At 64.8% G+C, this 18933-nt stretch carries 19 protein-coding genes; 4 read left to right on the plus strand and 15 right to left on the minus strand.

The annotated features are described in order from the left end of the window. Positions 1 to 13 precede the first annotated feature (13 nt). The 9 genes from ACSFC7_RS10260 to ACSFC7_RS10300 form a co-directional block, all read right to left on the minus strand. The gene (locus ACSFC7_RS10260) at positions 14 to 1309 is read right to left on the minus strand and encodes a hypothetical protein (RefSeq protein ID WP_436347611.1); all 1296 of its coding nucleotides are present in this window, start codon (positions 1307 to 1309) and stop codon (positions 14 to 16) included. A gap of 111 nt (positions 1310 to 1420) precedes the next feature. Then, positions 1421 to 2275, minus strand: a complete 855-nt coding sequence (locus tag ACSFC7_RS10265; RefSeq protein WP_436347612.1) for a CheR family methyltransferase — start codon at positions 2273 to 2275, stop codon at positions 1421 to 1423. Then, positions 2272 to 2793 (minus strand): chemotaxis protein CheD, encoded by a 522-nt coding sequence (locus ACSFC7_RS10270; RefSeq protein ID WP_436347613.1) that lies wholly within the window; start codon positions 2791 to 2793, stop codon positions 2272 to 2274. The genes ACSFC7_RS10265 and ACSFC7_RS10270 overlap by 4 nt, the downstream gene beginning before the upstream one ends. Continuing rightward, complete coding sequence (locus tag ACSFC7_RS10275) at positions 2790 to 4049, minus strand: chemotaxis protein CheC (RefSeq protein WP_436347614.1); 1260 nt, start codon at positions 4047 to 4049, stop codon at positions 2790 to 2792. The genes ACSFC7_RS10270 and ACSFC7_RS10275 overlap by 4 nt, the downstream gene beginning before the upstream one ends. Further along, positions 4046 to 4651, minus strand: a complete 606-nt coding sequence (locus tag ACSFC7_RS10280) for a chemotaxis protein CheC (RefSeq protein WP_090304844.1) — start codon at positions 4649 to 4651, stop codon at positions 4046 to 4048. Before ACSFC7_RS10280 ends, ACSFC7_RS10275 begins: the two co-directional genes overlap by 4 nt. Positions 4652 to 4685: 34 nt before the next feature. Further along, the gene (locus tag ACSFC7_RS10285) at positions 4686 to 8420 is read right to left on the minus strand and encodes an Hpt domain-containing protein (RefSeq protein ID WP_436347615.1); all 3735 of its coding nucleotides are present in this window, start codon (positions 8418 to 8420) and stop codon (positions 4686 to 4688) included. Further along, the gene (gene cheB / locus ACSFC7_RS10290; RefSeq protein ID WP_436347616.1) at positions 8413 to 9654 is read right to left on the minus strand and encodes a chemotaxis-specific protein-glutamate methyltransferase CheB; all 1242 of its coding nucleotides are present in this window, start codon (positions 9652 to 9654) and stop codon (positions 8413 to 8415) included. Before cheB ends, ACSFC7_RS10285 begins: the two co-directional genes overlap by 8 nt. Continuing rightward, positions 9651 to 10013 carry a chemotaxis protein CheY gene (gene cheY / locus ACSFC7_RS10295; RefSeq protein WP_090304838.1) on the minus strand — a complete coding sequence of 121 codons (363 nt, stop codon included), beginning with the start codon at positions 10011 to 10013 and terminating at the stop codon, positions 9651 to 9653. Before cheY ends, cheB begins: the two co-directional genes overlap by 4 nt. Before the next feature lie 141 nt (positions 10014 to 10154). Beyond that, entirely contained in the window at positions 10155 to 10952 is a 798-nt protein-coding gene (locus ACSFC7_RS10300; protein WP_436347617.1) for a chemotaxis protein CheW, read from the minus strand. Positions 10953 to 11099: 147 nt separating this feature from the next. On the opposite strand from ACSFC7_RS10300, the gene ACSFC7_RS10305 reads away from it, so the two are divergent. Next, positions 11100 to 11558 (plus strand): chemotaxis protein CheW, encoded by a 459-nt coding sequence (locus ACSFC7_RS10305; protein WP_436347618.1) that lies wholly within the window; start codon positions 11100 to 11102, stop codon positions 11556 to 11558. A gap of 65 nt (positions 11559 to 11623) precedes the next feature. On the opposite strand, the gene ACSFC7_RS10310 is transcribed toward ACSFC7_RS10305, so the two are convergent. Genes ACSFC7_RS10310 through ACSFC7_RS10320 form a run of 3 tightly spaced genes read right to left on the minus strand, consistent with a single transcriptional unit; the run spans position 11624 to position 13618 of the window. Further along, positions 11624 to 12397, minus strand: a complete 774-nt coding sequence (locus ACSFC7_RS10310; protein WP_436347619.1) for a DUF5803 family protein — start codon at positions 12395 to 12397, stop codon at positions 11624 to 11626. A gap of 1 nt (position 12398) precedes the next feature. Then, entirely contained in the window at positions 12399 to 13094 is a 696-nt protein-coding gene (locus ACSFC7_RS10315) for a DUF2110 family protein (RefSeq protein WP_436347620.1), read from the minus strand. Continuing rightward, positions 13094 to 13618, minus strand: coding sequence for a transcription factor (locus ACSFC7_RS10320; protein WP_436347621.1), 525 nt, complete (start codon positions 13616 to 13618; stop codon positions 13094 to 13096). Before ACSFC7_RS10320 ends, ACSFC7_RS10315 begins: the two co-directional genes overlap by 1 nt. A gap of 136 nt (positions 13619 to 13754) precedes the next feature. Between ACSFC7_RS10320 and ACSFC7_RS10325 the strand changes: the two genes are divergently transcribed. Further along, on the plus strand, positions 13755 to 14747 hold the full coding sequence (locus tag ACSFC7_RS10325) for an MBL fold metallo-hydrolase (protein ID WP_436347622.1): 993 nt from the start codon (positions 13755 to 13757) through the stop codon (positions 14745 to 14747). Between the two features lie 39 nt (positions 14748 to 14786). On the opposite strand, the gene ACSFC7_RS10330 is transcribed toward ACSFC7_RS10325, so the two are convergent. Next, positions 14787 to 15020, minus strand: a complete 234-nt coding sequence (locus ACSFC7_RS10330) for a hypothetical protein (protein ID WP_436347623.1) — start codon at positions 15018 to 15020, stop codon at positions 14787 to 14789. A 102-nt stretch (positions 15021 to 15122) separates the two neighbouring features. After that, on the minus strand, positions 15123 to 16709 hold the full coding sequence (locus ACSFC7_RS10335) for a class I adenylate-forming enzyme family protein (RefSeq protein ID WP_436347624.1): 1587 nt from the start codon (positions 16707 to 16709) through the stop codon (positions 15123 to 15125). Positions 16710 to 16888: 179 nt separating this feature from the next. Here ACSFC7_RS10335 and ACSFC7_RS10340 point away from each other — a divergent pair, with 179 nt between their 5' ends. Then, positions 16889 to 17557 carry a hypothetical protein gene (locus ACSFC7_RS10340; protein WP_436347625.1) on the plus strand — a complete coding sequence of 223 codons (669 nt, stop codon included), beginning with the start codon at positions 16889 to 16891 and terminating at the stop codon, positions 17555 to 17557. Positions 17558 to 17566: 9 nt separating this feature from the next. Here the strand turns inward: ACSFC7_RS10340 and ACSFC7_RS10345 are convergent, their stop codons facing one another. Further along, positions 17567 to 18115, minus strand: a complete 549-nt coding sequence (locus ACSFC7_RS10345; protein ID WP_436347626.1) for a tRNA (cytidine(56)-2'-O)-methyltransferase — start codon at positions 18113 to 18115, stop codon at positions 17567 to 17569. Between the two features lie 150 nt (positions 18116 to 18265). Between ACSFC7_RS10345 and ACSFC7_RS10350 the strand changes: the two genes are divergently transcribed. Continuing rightward, positions 18266 to 18925 (plus strand): bacterio-opsin activator domain-containing protein, encoded by a 660-nt coding sequence (locus ACSFC7_RS10350; RefSeq protein WP_436347627.1) that lies wholly within the window; start codon positions 18266 to 18268, stop codon positions 18923 to 18925. The last annotated feature ends 8 nt before the right edge of the window (positions 18926 to 18933 follow it).

Raw genomic sequence — 18933 nt, forward strand, 5'->3', positions numbered from 1 at the left:
CTGGTCGAGCCACTCACTCCTCCCAGTTACCGGTCAACATCGCCCGCAATCCGGCTCGAGCCACCAGCGCGTCGACGCGCGCCGCCCGTTCGTCCGTGTCGCCGGCCGTCTCGACGTAGAGCCCGTTCGATAGCTGCTGTGGCTCGGACATGGGCGTTCCGTCGGGGTGAGTCGGCGACTCGTGCAGGACGGCGCGTTCGTCCTCGTCGTCGTCGGGATGCCAGGGAACGGTGACGCCCGAGAGCCCGCGCTCGAAGAGGTACTCCGCGGTGGCGACGAGCGCCTGATCCGCACTCGAGTGGCCGATCGCGCCGATCGAGCCGCGCTCGTTGAAGAATCGGACGACGTACTCGCTCTCGCTCTCCGACTCGTCCCCGTCGCCTGGGTCGTCACTCGACCGGTCCGCGTCTGGGTCGACAGCGTCCGACTCCGTACTGGAGTTGGTCCCGGATTCGGCCGCGTCGAGTGCACTCGAGTCCGTTGCAGCGGACTGTGAGTCGTCGGACTCTTCCGCCGGTGCCGACTCGCCGGTCTGATCGCGACGTATGTATCCCTCACCCAGCGACGTTGAGCGTTCGCCGCTCGACCCGTCGGTCTCGGCGCCCGAAGCTGATGGATCGGAGAACTCGACCGAGACGTCGGTACTCCCGTCCGCCTCGAGTTCTGCGACGGCTCCGCCGACTCCGTCGTCCGCAAAAGAGGCGACGAGTTGCTCGAGAAAGCGATCGGCTGCGGATTCGAACTCGGTTGCGTAGGCGTCGCCCTGTGTGGTAGCCCTCGTCAACTCGTCGACGATCGCTTCGACCAGCGCCGGCCGTTCGATGGCGAGTTGGCGAGCGACGAACTCGCGGGAGTGTCGCTCGAGGGCCCGGCCGGCGGCGGCACGCGTGTAGTGGGCGATGGCCGATTCGTGGTCGGACAGGGAGGAGAGCCGACACGCCAGCCGTTCGACGTCGGTCGTTCCGGCGAGCAGGAGGTAGTCGCGGCCGTCGGTGTAGATCGCTCGGTCGATGCCCGTCCACGCCATCGTCTCGAGCAGTGCGACGGCACGGGACTTCTCGAGCGAGTCGCCGAAGGGATCGACGGCGACGAGCAGCGCGGGAACGCCGTCGACCGAGCAGACGTACTCGAGGCGGGTTTCGTCGACGACCGCATCGGTCACACAGGAGTCGGCGTGGACGTCCCAGCCCAGAGTCTCGAGAAAGGGATCGACGAGCCAGGTACGCGTTTCCCGGCGCGTCGCGGGAGGTGTGGAATCGACGAGCGCACGGGACCGGGTGACGTACGCGTCGAGATCGAGTACACTCATCTTACGGTACTATTCGGCACACTGGTATGTAAGCACCTGTGTGTCTTTCAGCAGTCGGAACGCCGTCCGAAACGAGTTGTCGAGACGTCGTCCGGATGGTCGGACTGTCGCCTACAGTCCCGTATTGGACTTCGGTCGCTCCCGTGACAGCCTGTTCGTCTCCAGGGACTCCCGATGGTAGATCCGAAGCCGGGCGTCGCGAACGGAAAAGGCGGACTTCAGGGTCGGTGGGATCGTCTCCGCCTTCCCGATGACGAGATAGCCGTTCCCCCGAAGCGATCTGGCGATCGTTCGGAGCATCGGCTCTTTGTACTCGTTGTCGATGTAGATGAACAGGTTCCGACAGATGACGAGATCGAACCCCGTCTTGGGATCGTCGTTGATCAGGTCGTGACGCTCGAAGGTGACGGTCCGTTTGACGTCGTTCGCGATCCGGTAGGTGCGGTCGTCTCGCTCGACGTAGTCGCTGTAGTCGTCGAGAAACGAGAGCTGATCGTCGAGGTCGACGGTTCGGGACTCCTCGTAGACGCCGTTTCGTGCCGTCTCGAGAGCCGGCTCGCTGATGTCGGTGCCGAGGACCCAGAGAGATGACTCGTCGATATCGGGATCGGCGTGGGCGAGCATCGACACGGAGTAGGGCTCGCGGCCGTCGGCACAGGCCGCACTCCAGACGCGGACCGTCTCGTTGGACGCGGTGAGCAACTGGAGGACCTCACGAATCCCGGCCCAGACGTCCGGATTTCGGAAGAATCCGGTGACGTTGATGCTCATCGCCTCGAGCAGCGCCTCCTGTTCGTCGGGATCGGCCCGCAGCGTTTCGAAGTATTCGGTATAGGTGTCGTTCCGGGTCCGGCGCATGCGCGAGGAGACGCGTCGATCGAGGTAGCTGTCGTTGTAGTGGCTCGTCGCGAACGCCAGTTCGTCCTCGACGAACGTGAGGAGAGCGTCGAACGCCTCGTCGGTCACAGTTCCGTCACTCCGTTCTCAGCGTGTTCGTCGGCCGTCTTGACGACGAGCGCCCCCGTACCGGGAGTGAACTCGACGGTGCGGCCGTACTCACCACCGACATCTTCGGCGGCCAGCGGAACGCCGAGCTTCTCGAGTTCCTCCTTCGCAGCGGCGATGTTTCGCTGCCCGACGCCGTCGCCGAAGCTCTCGAACTCGAACATATCGCTGCCGCCGGCGATCTTCGACTCGACGGTGGTGTAGCTGGCGCCCTGTTCGACCATCCGTCGCAGCAGTGCACGGATCGCCGTGTCGGCGTACTTGCCGGGTTTCCGGTCGCTGTTCTCGGCGGCGTCGCCGTCCGGCAGCATGACGTGGGCCAATCCACCGATGTCGGTCTCCGGATCGTACAGTGCGATCGCGAGACACGAGCCCAGCCCGTAGGATTTCAGTGTATCGTCGCCTTCGCTGACGACCAGTTCGGAGATACCGACCTGGACCGGCGTCGGCGCGCCCGGTTCGGATCCGTACGTCTTCATGAGTTCTCGAGTTCCTGGAATTCAGCCGTCGTCGGCGTCTCTTCGATCCGATCGACGTCGAGGTTGTTCAGCGCGCGTTCGAGATCGTTTTCGTCGGGGATCGCGTACACCTCGCAGTCGAACTCGCGACCGTCGGCCATCACGACCGTGTCGAAGACGAACGCGAACTCCTGATTCTCGCCGAGCTGGATGATCACGGGATCGACCGCTGCGGCACCCATATCGTGGATGAACTCCGGCGTCGAGTGGTCGATCGTCGTGTCGAGGACGTTCGCCCAGCCGTCCAAGAAGCCGCTGGCCATGATGTTCCCGAGCTCCTTGATCGCGCTCGTTCCCATCTCGCCGAAGCCGTCCTCGTCGACCTCCATGGGAACCATCGCATCGACGATCTCGTGGGCCGACTCCTCGTCGAACAGGAAGAGCAGATAGCCGCTGGGCATCCCGTCGAACTCGAAGGCGACGCCGACGAGCGTCTCGTCGGCTACCTGCTCGGGGATCGCCTCGAGCGAGACGAAGTTCAGCCGGCGGATCTCGACGCTGGTGTCGATCCCCGTCAGCGTCGTCGCCGTCTTGGCGACCTCCTCGGCACCGCGTTCGGCCATCCGGTCGAAGCCGTCGAGCTTGTCGTACTCGATGCCGCCACTGGTCCGCAGGCGCTCGAGCAGTGCGGCCATCGACTCCCGTTTCGGGAAGAGATAGTGACTGAAGCCGACTTCGGTGCCGACGGTCTCGATACTGCTCTGGAAGAGCAAGGCGAGGTCGTCTTCGGCCGGCGTCTCGTCGACCTCGCCGAAGAAGGGCTCGGCCGTCACGCCCTCGACGAACTCGGGGGTCGAGACGTCGATAACGGTTTCGAGGACGTCGGCCCAGCCGTCGATGAACCCGCTGTTCATGATGTGGCCGACTTCGGTCACGGCGCTCTCGGTCATCTCGTCGAACTCGCCCGCCTCGACGTCGATTTCGGTATCCGAGTCGGACTCCGCGAGCAGCGTTTCGACGACTCGAAGCGCGTTCTCGCGCTCGAAGACGACCATCGAGTAGCCCTCGATGGCGCCGGTGAGCTTGACCCGGACCGCGACCTTTTCGGTCGCGTCCTCGAAATCGCGGCGGATCTCGCGGCCGCGCATGAAGTTGAGCTTCGTGACGCCGACCTGGGTTTCGACCTCCGTCATGTGGGTCAGTCGACCCGCAGCTAGCCCGGCGCCTTCCCGGGCCATTCGGTAGAACGTTCCGAGTGCGTTGACGTCGAGTTTCATGCGGGTTGGACTTCGATGCCGTTGACCATTTCGACGAACTCCTCGAGATCGGGGAACGCGTAGATTTCGGCCTCGATCTGGTAGCTCGGAACGGTCAGGTCCGAGTCGAAGAACAGTGCGAGATCGTCGCCGCCGAGCCCGGCCGTCCGGGTGACGATATCGCCCGTGGGTGCGTAGACGAGCTGTGGGGCCGCGATATCGATCGCGCGCCCAAGGACGTCCGCCCAGCCGTCGATGAAGCCGCTCGCCATCATGTTCCCCATCTCCTCGACGGCGCTTCGGGCCATCTTGCCCGAGACGTCTCCCATATCGTCGACGACGTCACGAAGCATGATCGCCGTGATCTTCTTCGCGCTCGCCTCGGGGAAGAGGATGAGGATGTGTCCGTGGGGCGGATCGAGCAGTCGGACGCGAACGCCGACGCGTTTGCCGGCGTCGAGCTGCGACTCGATGTCGTCGACGTCGACGAAGTTCGTCTTCGTCACCTCCATCTGGGCGTTCTCGCCGGTCAGTTTACTCATGTTGTCGGCGACGCCGTTCGTCCCGACCTTCGCCATTTCGTTGATGAAACTCAGCTTTCGAATGTCGACCATTAGCGTCATGGGTTCCTCCGTGGGTGTGGGTATTCGTTCATTGTCATAGTGTCGTCACGTCAAGAATGTTGACTACTTCCCCCCGCCCCCGTACCGTCGCTCCGCTGAGCCCCGGAATGTCGCTCATGAAGCCCTCGAAGGGCTTGACGACGACCTCCTGTTGGCCGTGGACGTGATCGCAGTGGAGGGCGACCGGTCGGACCTCGTCGCGGATACGGACGAGCATCCCGTCGCCGTTGACACCGGGTCGAGGCGTCTCGAGGGTGTCGTCGAGGCGAACGACCGAATACTCGTCGTCGTCCGCCCGTGCTCTGTCCGCGGGTTCGATGTCCAGGACGGTCTTCGTCGGGACGCCGAACTCCTCGCCGCCGCACTCGACGAACAGGATGTCGTCGATCGCGACCGACACGGGAAGCGTCATCGTGACGGTCGTCCCCTCGCCGGCCTCGCTGTCGATCGAAACCGTCCCCTCGAGGTCTTCGATCGTTCGTTTGACGACGTCCATCCCGACGCCGCGGCCGCTGACGTCGGTCACCTCGTCGGCCGTCGAGAGGCCGGGGTGGAAGATGAGTTCGTAGGCGTCCTCGTCCGGCAGATCGGCCGCCTCGTCTTCGGTGAGGATCTCGGCCTTGACGGCCTCCGAGCGGAGGCGGTCGGGGTCGAGACCGCTCCCGTCGTCTTCGACCGTGATCGTCACGCGGTCGCGCGAGCGATCGGCGTGGACCTCGACGGAGCCGTCGCGGGGCTTCTCGGCGGCCTCGCGCTCCTCGGGCGGCTCGATGCCGTGATCGACGGCGTTGCGAACCAGGTGGATCAGCGGATCGCCGATCCGGTCGAGGATACTCCGGTCGAGTTCGACGTCCTCGCCGGTCATCTCGAACGCGACCTCCTTGTCCTGATCGCGCGCGATGTCGCGGACGACCCGCGGCAGGCGGTTCGTCACCGTCTGTAATGGGACGAGCCGGACGTCCATCACGGTCTCTTGCAGTTCCGTCGTCAGATCCTCCAGGTCGTCGAGTTCCGCCTCGAGCGCCATGGCGTCCTCGCTTTCGGTCACCGCGTGCCGGAGCCGGACGCGACTCGTGACCAGCCCTTCGACGAGCGTGAGCAGCGAGTCGATCTGTTCGACGTCGACGCGGACGGACTGAATCTCGTCGGTCTGCTGGTCGGCGTCCGGCTGGTCGGTCGTCTCCGGAATCGAGAGTTCGGGAATCTCGAGCGTCGGTTCGTCGACCCGACGGACGACGTCGTCCTCGTCGGCTTCGTCTCCAGCAGTCTCGTCGGTTGCAGCGTCGTCGAACGAGGCGGACGTCGTCTCCGTTGCCGGCGAACTCGTCGGTGCCGAATCGAACCCGTCAGCAGCGTCCGGATCGGCAAAGTCGGGCTCGTCGTCGAACCCGTCGTCGGCGAACGGGTCATCGTCGAACGAATCGTCGGCGAACAGATCGCCGTCTAAATCGTCGGCGAACCCGTCGTCGTCGAACCCGTCGTCAGCGAACGGATCCGCATCCGAGTCGTCGTCGAACGACACCGTCGAATCGAAGTCGCCCTCGAGAGCGGTCCCGAAGTCGTCCTCGAGGCCGGTCTCGTCGTCCGTCTCGACCGTCGCGTCTGGGTCGTCGATTTCGGCTGTCGTCTCAGCGGTCCCGTCTGCAGCGTCGGCGTCGATCGATTCGGCACCGTCGTCCGCCCCGGTCGAAGCCGGTGATTCGTCACCGGCCTCCGTCAGGGAATCGTCCGACGCAGCTACATCGTCCGGTTTGCCCGCGCCGTCGTCCGGGTCGACCGATTCGGAGACGCCGTCTTCGGCGTCGGACGCCGATCTGGGACTCTCGCCGCCGGATGCATCGACCGGTTCGACTGCGTCCGGCTCCGACGGTGGCGATTCGGATTCGGTTGCCACATCGGATTCGGGTTCCGACCCCTCGTCAACCGCGTCCTCGTCGAACTCGACGTCCGGTTCGGGTTCGGCATCCAATGCGGATTCAGCGTCCGTCTCGAGTTCGGCATCCAACTCGGATTCAGCATCCAGTTCAGCGGCGCTGGCCGGTTCGGAATCGACGACCGTCTCGAATTCGGCATCCGGTTCGGAATCGACAGCCGATTCGGAGTCCGTCTCGAGTTCGGGGTCAGACTCGGTGTCCGTCTCGAGATCGCCGTCCGAAGCGGATTCAGCGTCCGGTTCAGAGACGCTATCCGGTTCGGAGCCGAAAGCCGTCTCGAGTTCAGCGTCCGGCTCGGATTCGATGTCCGACTCGGAGTCGATTTCTGGTTCGGACTCGGCGTCCGCCTCGAGGTCGGCTACCGGCTCGGGTTCGACGTCCGCCTCCGGTGGCGACGCGTCGGCGACCGGCATATCGTCGTCCGATTCGGGGTCAGTTTCGGCCTCGAGTTCGGTCGACGCATCCTCGCCCGCTGACGGCGGCGCAGTTTCGTCCTGCGCCGGGGCCGTGCCCTCCGTCGCGGCTGTCGTCTCGGGCTCGACCAGCATCTCGTCGATGGCCGCCTCGGTCGGCTCCTCGTCGTTGAGGAACGAGGTGTCGTCGATGTCGACCTCGTCGCCGATGAGTTCGTCCATGCCGACCTCGTCGTCGTCGTCGAACTCGTCGAACTCGAGTTCGTCGAGTTCGTCCTGCAGTTCGTCGAAGCCGACCATCTCGACCTCGTTTTTGAGCTCGTTGAAGACGGCGTTCGCGTCGTCGACGTCCTCCTCGTCGTCCGCCGGCGCGGCCGAATCGTCGGGTTCGGTTCCCGGGTCCGGCTCCGCGCTGGCGTCGACGGCCGACTCGGCTGTCGGCTCGTCGTCGAGGTCCAGTTCGTCCTCATCGAGGAGGTCGTCGAACGTCCCCGCATCGCCCATATCGTCGAACGCGTCGAGCTCGTCGTCACCGACGTCCTCGACCATCTCGTCCAGGTCGTCGAACTCCTCGAACTCGTCGAGCAGTTCGTCGACGTCGAGATCCTGGGCTTCTTCCGAGGAGATCGTCTCCCCCGGTTGGGGTTCCGGTTCGTCGGCACCCGGATCCGCGTCGGCCGCGTCGGCCGCAGCGGCGACGCGCTCGAACTGGTCGGAGACGTCGACGAGTTCGAAGTCGTCGACCTCCTCGACCGGCTCGAGACCGGAGGTGATCGCGGTCTCGCCGACGGCGCTGCCGAAGACGGCGTCGAACTGACTGCCGTACGCGTCGGCTTCGATCTTGTCTCGCGGTGGCTCGGTGCCGATGAGATCGAACGCGTCGATCAGCGCGTCGACGACGAGTTCGCCGTTGTTGACGCCCTCGCGGTCCGCGATATCGAGTCGGACCAGGTACGCGTTGTGTTCGTCGTCCGCCGGCGGCTCGAACCGCTCGAGGACGGATTCGATTTCGCCGTCCGACGGGACACCGATACCGGTCAAATCGGCGCCGTCGTCGAGGTGCTCGCGGAGCGCCTCGATCGTCGCCGTCGGATCGGTGTCGATCTCGCCGTTGGCCGACACCTCGTCGATCATCGTCTCGAGTTCGTCGACGGCGTCGAAGATGACGTCCATCAGTTCGGGCGTCACCTCGAGTTCGTCCTGCCGGACGGCGTCGAGGAGGTCCTCGATCGCGTGTGCGAGATCGCTCGCCGACTCGAGTCCCATCGCGCCACAGTTGCCCTTGAGCGTGTGTGCAACGCGGAAGATGTTCTCCATCGCGTCGTCGTCGGTCGGATCACGCTCGAGCGTGAGCAACGCGTTGTTCAGTTCCGTAATTCGTTCTTCGCTCTCCTGAACGAAGTCGGTTAGATAGTCACTCATCGGTCTCACCGTCCGTATCGAACGCGTCGACGATCGTCTCGACGAGTTCGGTCGCGGGTGCGATATCGTCGACGCACCCCGTCTGAATCGCCTGACAGGGGATGCCAAAGACCGGACTCGTCGCTTCGTCCTGTGCGATGGTGTGCCCGCCGGCGGTCTTGACCGCCTCGATTCCCGCTGCACCGTCACGCCCCATACCGGTCAGCACGAGGCCACAGAGCGGGTCGACGGCGTTCTCGGCCGCCGACTGCATCGTCACGTCGATCGCCGGCCGCACGCCGTGAAGTCGCTCGCCGTCGTCGAGCCGAACCCGGAGTCGGCCGCCGACGTTGTTCACGACCTCGAGATGGGCGTCACCGGGGGCGATCGCCGCCTCACCGGATCGAACCAGCTCTCCGTTGGCCGCCTCGCGAACGTCGTATTCGCTGAGCCGATCGAGGCGCTCGGCGAACCGTTCGGTAAAGTCCTCGGGCATGTGCTGGACGACCAGTACTTTCGCCTCGAGATCGGCCGGAAGTCGTTCGAACAGCCGTTCGACGATCTTCGGACCGCCGGTCGAGGCGCCGAGGACGATAGTCGGATCGGCCGCGTACTCGCCCTCGAGTTCGACCGGTCCGGGATCGTCGTCGGGTTCGCTCTCACTGCTGGCTCCGGCTCCCGGACGGAACGAGCGCTGTTCGTCGGGGCCAGTCGGTCGACTCGTCGTCGACCCGCCACCGACCTCGAGGCCGCCTCGCGGGTCGGCTCCGGCGACTGCCCGTCCCGTCGCCACGTCGCGGTCCGCTCGATGCGACCGCGTCGCGTATGCGGACGCGGAAGCGCGAGCGAGCGCGATCGAGGACACGTTCGCGTTCGCGAGTTCGTCGACCTTGTCGACGACCTCGCTACTGAGGTGGGCGAGCGTTCGTCCGTCCGACCCGTCGGGTTTGTGGAGGAAATCGACCGCGCCCCGCTCGAGGGCGTCGAGCGTGGCCTCCGTCCCCTGTTCGGTATGAACGCTGAGCATGAGGATCAGCGTCGGGTTCGTCACCATGATCCGCTCGACGGCGTCGATACCGCCCAGTTCGGGCATCTCGACGTCCATCGTGACGACATCGGGATCGTACGCGGCGGCCGTCTCGATCGCTTCCGAGCCGTTCGTCGCGGTCTCGACGTCGTAACCCGCCTCCGTGAGTGCGTTGCCGACGACTGTCCGCATGAACTGAGAGTCGTCGACAACGAGTACTCGCGTCATGCAGTCGCGACGTCTGTGAGAGCCTTTCTGACGCTGGGTTCTTCGAACGGTTTCGTCACGTAGCCGTCCGCCCCAGCTTTCACGGCAAGTTTCATTTTCTCACGCTGCCCGACACTCGTACACATGATGACTCGCGCGTCCGGATCGATCTTCTTGATCGCTGCGGTCGCCTTGATGCCGTTACACTTGGGCATCACGATGTCCATCATCACGATATCGGGGTCGTGTTCTTTGTACAGTTTGACTGCTTCGGCGCCGTTGGACGCTTCTCCGAGAATGCGGTAATCCTGTTCCAAAATTTGGCGCAGTAGATTCCGCATAAAATGAGAATCGTCCACGATGAGCACCCCTGTCGACATTCAGTAGTACACCAAACGCTGATAGAAATACAACTACCATAAATGCTGTCTCTCGATTATCAGTCGTGATAAGTGTCGAATACGGGTGGAAGAACCCTCTCAGACGACGACATCGCGAGACCCCGTTCAGGACCCGGTCGGCTACGTTCGCCGTCCGGACGCCAGCAGCAGTTTCTCGACGTCGAGCAGGGGCGTCCCCTCGACGACGATTTCCTGCGTCGGGTCGTCCTCGACCTCGGCGGGTTCCGGTTCCGCCGATTCGTCCGACTCGAGTTCGAAAGTCTCCCCGACGACAGCGCCGGCACCGTCCCGCGACGCACCCCCCGACGACAGTGCAGTGGCGCCGCCGGAGTCGGTCTCGCCGCCGGATTCGGACGCGACGGTCGTTTCCGGCCGACTCGAGGAGACGAGCCGATCGACCTCGGGCTCCGGCTCGCGTTCCTGTTCGATGAGGGCGACGACGAGCGGATGGGCGAGTGCGTCGCCCGAAAGCGGGGACTCCGCCGGTACCGCTCCGTCGTGGACGTCGCTCACGGGAACCGTTTCGACGCCGACCACGTCGTCGACCCGAATCGCCACCGACTGCTCGTCGGCCGGTCGATCGAGCACCAGCAGTCGTTCCCGGCCGGGATGATCGTCGATTTCGGTATCCGGAAAATGGACGTGCGGGTCGATCACCGCGGTGATCTCTCCCCGGAGGTCCATCATGCCCTCGATCGCCGCCGGCGTTCGCGGGACTCGCGTCAGCTGTTCGGAGACGTCGGCGAGCGTTCGAACCGCCTGGACCGGCAGTGCAAATCGGTACTCACCCAGTGCGAAGAAGACGAACTGCTCGAGTTCCTCCTGATCCTCGTCTGGACCGTCCGCAGTTCGCCGAGTGCGATCGTCGGCGTCGTCGATATCGATTCCGAGAAGCTTTTCGGAAAGATCCGGGGCCATGTTCCTGCTCGACCATCACATTCCAACACTAAAACGTTGACTCCCGCACGGAGGTCTCACTCGACGGAGCCGGTCGCCACTCGAGCGGTCGTCGCGGATCGGTAAACCCGAACGCTTTATTTTAACGCTGCTAAATTCCGTATCAGTATGGCATCGGCGACAACGCCCGACGATTCCGACGAGCCCGTCACCGTTCTCACCTTCGATCTCGAGAGCGACCGATACTGCGTCAGAGCCGACGCCGTCGCGTCGGTCTTCGGGGTCTCGGACGACGAGTCGATCGCGACGGCGGACGATCCGTGGAACGCCGGCTCGGTCTCGGTCGGCGGCGAGCGAGTTCGGGTCGTCGACCTCCCGCGGGCGTTTACGTCGTCGGTCCGAACGACGGCTCGCGTCGACGAGCCGAAACTGCTCGTCCTTCGGGTCACCGACGCTGACGACGCCTACTACGGCTGGCTCGTCGACGATGTCGACGTCACGCGGACGATCCGACCGAGCGATCTCGAGCCGACGCGAATGGGCCGGCACATGCCCCACGTCAAGGGACGGGTCGAGATCGACGGCGAGGACGCCATCTGGCTCGACGAGCGGGCGATTCACGGCTAACGCTCGGCGTCAACGGCGGCTGTTCTGCGTCGGTGCCGAACGAAATGACGAGTAGTTCGCCGGACTCATTTCATGCCCGGCGGCGGCCCGTCGTCGGATCCGTCGTCGATCTCCACGTCCAACCCCAGCTCTTCGCGCTGTTCCTCGAGTCGTTTAACCTTCCGGTAGTAGTACGCGATCCCGGCACCGCCGACGGTCGTGACGATCGCGACCAGTCCGAGGAACAGCGGGATGTCGCGGGTGAGGTAGTACTGCAGGTTGAGCGTACTGTCCATCTCGTCCCAGGTTAGCCGCTCCCGGTCGTCGACGACCTCCCGTTCGTAGCCGCTGGGGTTGACGTCGCCGAACAGGAAGGCGGTGGTCCGATGTCCTTCGGGAGTCGTTACCTCGTAGGAGCCCTCGACGTAGGCCGGCAGCGTGAACGACTTGCGGTCGGCGTCGCCCGAAATCGCGAGCGTGCCGTTGCCGTCCGGAACCCGGATATCGGTACTCGTCTGACTCTGGTCGATGTCGAGTTCCGATCCCGTCACTTCGGTCCCGTTGGGATACCAGTAGCGGACGCTGTGGATCTCCAGCGCGCGATCGCTGTAGATGTTCGACCGATACAGGGACAGCTCCTCCCTGTCCTCCAGATCGTAGACCGCACGGAACTCGCCGTTATCGATCAGACTCCCGCTCTCGAGGTCGATCGCGACGTCGGCGTCACTGTCTCGCAAGTCGTCGTACTCCTGTTCCCGATCGAGTTCCTCGTTGGAGAGTCCGCCGAAGAACATCGAACAGCCGGCTAGGCCGACGAGCAAGCCGACCGCGAGCACTGCGAAAACGAGCCGTCGATTCATATTAGGGAACGACACAGCGGAGTTCCGCCGGGAGATATTCGCCGACACTCGCCAGCAAGCCCGGCGGGTCGGTGTCCTCGGGACAGATTACACTCTGCTCGAGGAGTCCGAGTCGCTCGATCGTGACGTAGTCCTGTGCGTGACCGGCCCGGTTGAGCGTCGCGCGGACCTCCGCGCGCGTCGCGCTGTTGACGTTGAGTCGACCCTCCCCTCGGGTCCACTCGTAGAGCCGATCCTGTTCCTCCTCGGCGAGCCGCGGTGGCTCCCCACCGTCGTCGCCGTTTCCGGTGCCGTAGACGAACTGCAGCGGCAGATGCTGGACCAGCCCGTACCGTTCGCGGATCTGGATCGGCGAACCCGGACCCAGGCCGAGTTCGTCGGCCGGAATTCGAACGCCCTCGCCCTGCCCGGCGTCGAGCACGAAGCCGTCCTCGTCCCACGACTCGAGCGTTCCGGTGTAGGTCTCGCCGGCCTCGAGATCGGGAACAATCTCGCCGAACTCCTCGCCGAGGACGTTGCGCGCGACGGTGGCGTCCTCGCCCTCGATCGTCACGCTCGGGAAGTCGTCGTGGCGCACGCCGATCTCGAACTCGACGTCGAGATCGCCGATCTCGTTGTTCACGAGCGAGCGCAGCGAGTCCAGCGATCGTTCGCGGGCGTCGCCCTCAACGTAGAGTTTGGTTGCGAGTACGACCATCAGGCGTCCGCGTCGATGTTGAGTTCGTCCTCGAGCGCGTCGAGGCGGTCGTCCATCGAATTGACGAGTCGGTCGTTGTCCATCGATTCCAGCGGCGAGCCGCACTCGGGGCACTCGAAGCCGAAGTCCATCGCCTCGCCGAACTCGAACCGGATGGAGCAGATCTCACAGAGGTAGAACTCGTGGTTGCGCTCGTACTCTCGACGGTCTTCCAGGGCGTCGTGGAGCCGATACATCTCCTCCTCTAAGTTCTCCGGGATGTTGCCGTACTCGAAGGTCCAGAGATAGGTGAGCCACCCCGAGTCCTCGTCGCGAAGCCGTCGGTAGGTGGCCAGATCGTTCTCGTACAGGATAAACAGCGCGCGTCGCACGTCGTTCAACTCGAGATCCAGTTCCTCCGCGAGCTCCTCGTCGGTCACTTCCCCGTCCGGCGGCGCGGCCGCGACGGGCATCCCCTTGGGACCGACCAGCTCGTGTAAGTACTTCTGGATAACCGGGTCCTCGAGCAGGTCCTCAAAAGCCATTACCTACGTGTAACGGCATGAAGCCATTAAGTCTTATTACACTGGTTCGCCACGGAACCGTCTCGAGTACGACTCCGCGAGAGGCGGTCGCGGCAGAGAGTAACCTTCACCTTTCTCGACCGCCGTCTTCGAGTCGATGAATACCGACGCCGGAGGTGCCTGTCGGAGTGATCGCGTTTTCTCGACGATCCATCGCCTCGAGTTCGACGTGCCGTGGCCCCCGAAACACGTCGCCGCGTACGTGATCGACGGCCCCGAACCGATCCTGGTCGACGCCGGAACGCCGACCGACGCCGGCGAGTCAGCACTCGAGGCCGGCCTCGAACGGGCCGGCTACGCCGTTCGCGATATCGAACACGTGCTCGTCACGCACGCCCACAGCGACCATCTCGGGCAGGCGGGAACGCTTCGGGACGCCGGCGCGACGATTCACGCGCCGAGGGCCGCCCTCGAGCGACTCGAACGCGATCCCGAGGCGGTCCGCGAGACGGTTCGCGAAACCGCGCGATCGGTGGGGTACTCCGACGAGAAGGGCGAAGACATCGTCGACGAGGAACTCGAGTCGCTTCGCCGCGATTTCGGACTGCTCGATCCGGCGAGCACCCGACCGATCGACCCGGACACCGCGTTCTCGGTAGGCGATCGCGAGTTCCGCTCGCTTCCCACGCCGGGCCACGAGATGAACCACCAGAGTTTCGAGACGGAACTCGAGGGGACGACGGCCCTCTTCTCCGGCGATGCGCTGATCAAGACCTTCCGCGCCGGGACGTTCCACGCCGGCATCGACTGGGACACCTACGACGGCGTCGACCGCTACTACGACGCGATGGATCGGCTGCTGGAGACGACGGCGACCCACGCCTTCCCCGGTCACGGACCGACCTTCGACGACCCCCGCCGGGTCGTCGAACTCACGCGCGACCGACTCGACAGCCTGGTCGCGGAGACCGAAGCGGCGCTCGCCGCGATCGAACCCGCGACGCCGCTGTCGGTCGCCGAGGAGCGGGCCGGCAGCGTTCGGTATCTCGCGCCCGTGTTGGATACGATGGGGACGCTCGGCACGCTCGAGAATCGGGGAGCGGTGGCGTACGATCTCGAGGACGGCGTGCGATACTACCGGACTGACTGAGCGGAAGCGGGCCGCGCTGTGGCCAGGCCGCCGTGGCGGCTACTCGGTCGAATCCGTCTCCGACGCGTCGTCCCCGTCGTGGAACGCGTTCCAGCCGACGGCGAGAAGCAAGATTCCGAACGCCATCGCGAACCCGTAGAAGACGCCCATCGCGATCGATTCGAAGAGCGTGTGGCCGGTCGCGAGCAAGACGATTCCGTTGAGGACGGCGAGCGCCGGGGCGAACATGAACCACTCGATCGGCGTCCGCGGCAGCGGCGAGTCTGAGTCCATACGCCTGCTGCGTCCGCAGCGGGTGAAAAGCTAGCCCTTCTGTCGTGGCAGGAATCCGCGTCGTCCGCGCGAGTCGACGACGCGTCGACTTCGTTCCGGTTCCTACGTCTCGTCCTCGTCCCGCTCCTCGAGTTTGTACTTCTGAATCTTGCCGCTCGTGGTCCGCGGCAGTTCGTCGATAATCTCGACCTCGCGGGGGTGTTTGTACTCGGCGACGCGCTCGAGACAGTACGCTTTGATCTCCTCGCTCGTCACATCCTCGCCGGGTTCGACCCCGTCCGCGGGGACGACGAACGCCTTCGGGACCTCGTTGCGTCGGTCGTCCGGAATCCCCACGACGGCGGCATCCGCGACGGCCTCGTGCTCGAGCAGCAGGTTCTCGAGTTCGCTCGGATAGACGTTGTAGCCGGCGGTGTTGATCATGTGCTTCTTCCGGTCGACGATCTCGTAGTAGTTGGTCTCGTCGCGAGTGGCGATGTCGCCGGTCCGGAAGTAGCCGCGTTCGGTGAACGCTCGGTCGGTCGCCTCGGGCAGTTCGTGATAGCCGTTCATGACCTGCGGGCCGCGGACGAGGAGCTCCCCTTCCTCCCCCGGCGGCACCTCCTCGCCGCTGTCGTCGACGATCTTGCAGTCGGTCATTCGGAGGGGCTGGCCGATCGTCCCGTGTCGCAGGCCGAACGAGGAGCCGGTCTGGGTGTGGGTCGCCCCGTGGGTCTCCGTGAGGCCGTACCCCTCGGAGATGTCGACGCCCGCGGTCTCCTCGAACGCTTCTTGGACTGCCGTCGAGAGCTTCGCCCCGCCCTCGGAGGCCGACTCGAGGCTCGTCAGGTCGTACTCGCCGAACTCGTCGGCGGCGACCATGTCCGAGTACATCGTCGTCACGCCGACGAAGTGGGTGATCTCCTCGTCTTCGATGAGCTGCATGCACGCCTGGGCGTCCCACTCGAGGGCGCTCCGGAAGTAGACGCTCCCGCCGCCGGCGAGGGGCTGGAGGGCGGTGTGGGTGAAGCCGGTGATGTGGTACAGCGGGAGCCAGGTGAGGCTGCGGACCTCCTCGGGGTCGATATCGTGGCTCGAGGCCGAGAGCGTCCAGTTCAGCTGTGCCCGCGTGTTCCGGTGGGTGAGCTGGACGCCCTTCGGTTTCCCCGTCGTCCCGGAGGTGTAGGGCAGCAGGGCGACGTCGTCGTCCGCGCGTTCGACCAGCGTCGGCTCGCCGCTGACGTCCTCGAAGAAGGTGTCGTTCGAGTCGCGGTTCATGTACTGGCTCCCGACGGTGATCACCGCGGCGTCCCGGCCCGCGTCCTCGAGGGCCTGATCCACGACCGACCGGAGCGCCGGGTGGGTGACGATCGCCTTCGCGTCCGTGTCCTCGAGCTGGTAGGCCACCTCGCGGCGCTTGTACTGCGGGTTGACCGGCGAGATGACGACGCCGGCTTTGAACGCGCCAAGCGAGGCGACGAGGAACTCCGGACAGTTCGGCAGGAAGAGCAGCAGTCGGTCGTCGGGCTCGAGCCCGAGGTCGTGGAGACCGCCGGCGAACGTCGCCGTCCACTCCTGCAGTTCGGCGTGCGTGGTGCGCTCGCCGTGGTGTTCCATCGCCTGCCTTCCCCCGTGCAGCGACGCCGTTTCCTCGAATAGTCTTACAACGTTTCCCTCCCTGGCAGGTACGGGAACATCTGTAAAGTCCATGGTGGACGATACCGAGGCTCACCTATAAAATTTCGCGTTGGCGACAGCTCGCTCGAGAACCGACCGACGGCTCGTCCTCGACGCGCGTACCGGCGAATGCGAGACTGGCCGTCGCCGAGCCCAATTTTCGCAGCGAGTCCTCGATACTGTTAAGAGCGATCGTGTAAACGGTTCCACAAATGGTTCGACAGTTCGCGGCCCGGTTCCGCGACGAGATCGACGCGACGGATCTCGTCGGCGCGGTCGTCCTCGTCGCCGTGCTCTCCCTGTTCGGCCTTGAGTCAGCCGCGATTTCGATCCTCATCGGAATCGTCGTCGGCGTGCCGCTCGTTCGCGCGACCGTCGACGCGGCGGGACTCGATATCGGGCCCGTACTCGCGAGAGTCGTCCTCGGCTCGATCGTCATCGTTGCGGGCGTCTACGGCTTCCTGACGGGAGATCGGTGGCTCGGTCCGGTACTCGCCGTCGTCGGTGCCTGGATCGTTCTCGACGGCGTCGACGCGTGGCGCTACAGCGATCCCGCAGACGAGACGAGCGAGGACGAGGATGGCATCTCGAACGGCGAACTGTTCCTGCTGGGGGAGCACAACCGCTGGCTGGTCGAGGAACTCCGCGAGGCCGACCGGCCGCTCACCGCGGCGGAGATCCAGTCGCGGACGGGGCTCATCGACGCCGACTTCGAGCGCCTCCTCGAGACCCACGGCGAGTCGGGACCGATCGAACGGGTCGGCAACGGCTATACGATCGACGAGAACGAGATGGGTGCCGTCGCGGCGGTTCGACACGTCGTCCGGACGGCCGGCGGACGGATTCTCCGCCCGCTCCGACTGTTTCGACCGTCCGGTTGACTCCGCCGGTTACTCTTCGTCCGTCGACTCGACCCGTTTGCCGGTCTCCATCGGGACGACCGTGCGGTCGGCTCCTTCCCACTCGCGCTCGAGTTCGCGGCCCTCGAACAACCGGTCGAGAAAGACGGCCAGTCCGGCGACTTCGGAGTGGGGCTGATTCGTCACGCCGACGTTCCAGTCGGCTTCCTCGTAGACGTCGAAGGGAACCTTCTCGGCCCCGACGACGACGAGGATGGAGTCGCCGTCGTCCCGGTGGGCCGCTCGAATGTCGTCTTCGACGTCCTGCACTCGCTCGCCGTACATCGTGAGGTGGACGACCTGTCCCTCCCAGTTGCGGATGATCCCCTGCGGCGAATCGGTGAGGTCGACTTCGAAGGGGCCGCCGAAGCGGTCGGTGATGTCCGCGACGGTCTCTCCGGACTGGCCGGCGTTGTCGGGAACCCAGACGCGGTCGGCGCCCAGCGCCCGCGCGGTCAGGCCGACGTGGGTCGTCATCCGCTCGTCCCGGCCGGGCCGGTGGCCGAGTCGGAGGACGGCGACCTCGCTATCGTCGTGCATGCTCGAGTGGACTCCCGGGCGAGGTTAGGGGGTTTCGTTTTCCGTTCGGGCGGCCGATCGCGTGCAGTGATACGCGAGCGGTGCGCTGGAAGATTTCGTTCGCCTCGAGTTCCGTGACAGGTATACTCCCTGAGCCCGACCGTTCGAAGCATGGCTACCGAGGCGACGTTTACGGTTCCGTCCGACGAGTTCCCGTTGGGGAGCATCTTCGAACAGCTGCCGGGAGTGACGGTCGAACTGGAGCGAATCATCCCGGCACGAGACGTGGTCGTTCCCTACTTCTGGGTTCGCGGGACTGCCGTCGAGGATATCGAGAGTTCGTTTACCGCACATCCGGGGGTAAAGGGGATCCAGCTCGTCGATTCCGTCGAGGACGAGTATCTGTTGCGCGTCGAGTGGGCGCTGGATTACGCCGGCGTTCTGAACACGCTGACGGAGACTGGGATCGCGCTCATCGAAGCAGTCGGGACGAACCAGCGGTGGACGTTCGAGATTCGCGGGGACGACCGAAACGATATCGCGTCCTTTCAGCAACGGTGCCGGGAACTCGAGATTCCGATCACGCTGACGAAGTTACACGCGCTCACGCCGATAGAGACGGAGACCGAGGCAGCGCTGACCGAGTCACAGCAAGAAGCGCTGGTACTCGCCTACAACCGCGGCTACTTCGACTCCCCACGGGAGGTGACGATGGATGAACTCGGCGAAGAACTCGGCATCACACAGCAGGCCGTCGGATCTCGACTTCGACGCGGTCTCAGTCACATTCTCAGGAGTACCCTGTCCGATGTAGCGGAATCTTCCCGCTGAGGTATTTA

This window comes from Natronorubrum halobium (assembly GCF_051351675.1).
Lineage (GTDB): Archaea > Halobacteriota > Halobacteria > Halobacteriales > Natrialbaceae > Natronorubrum.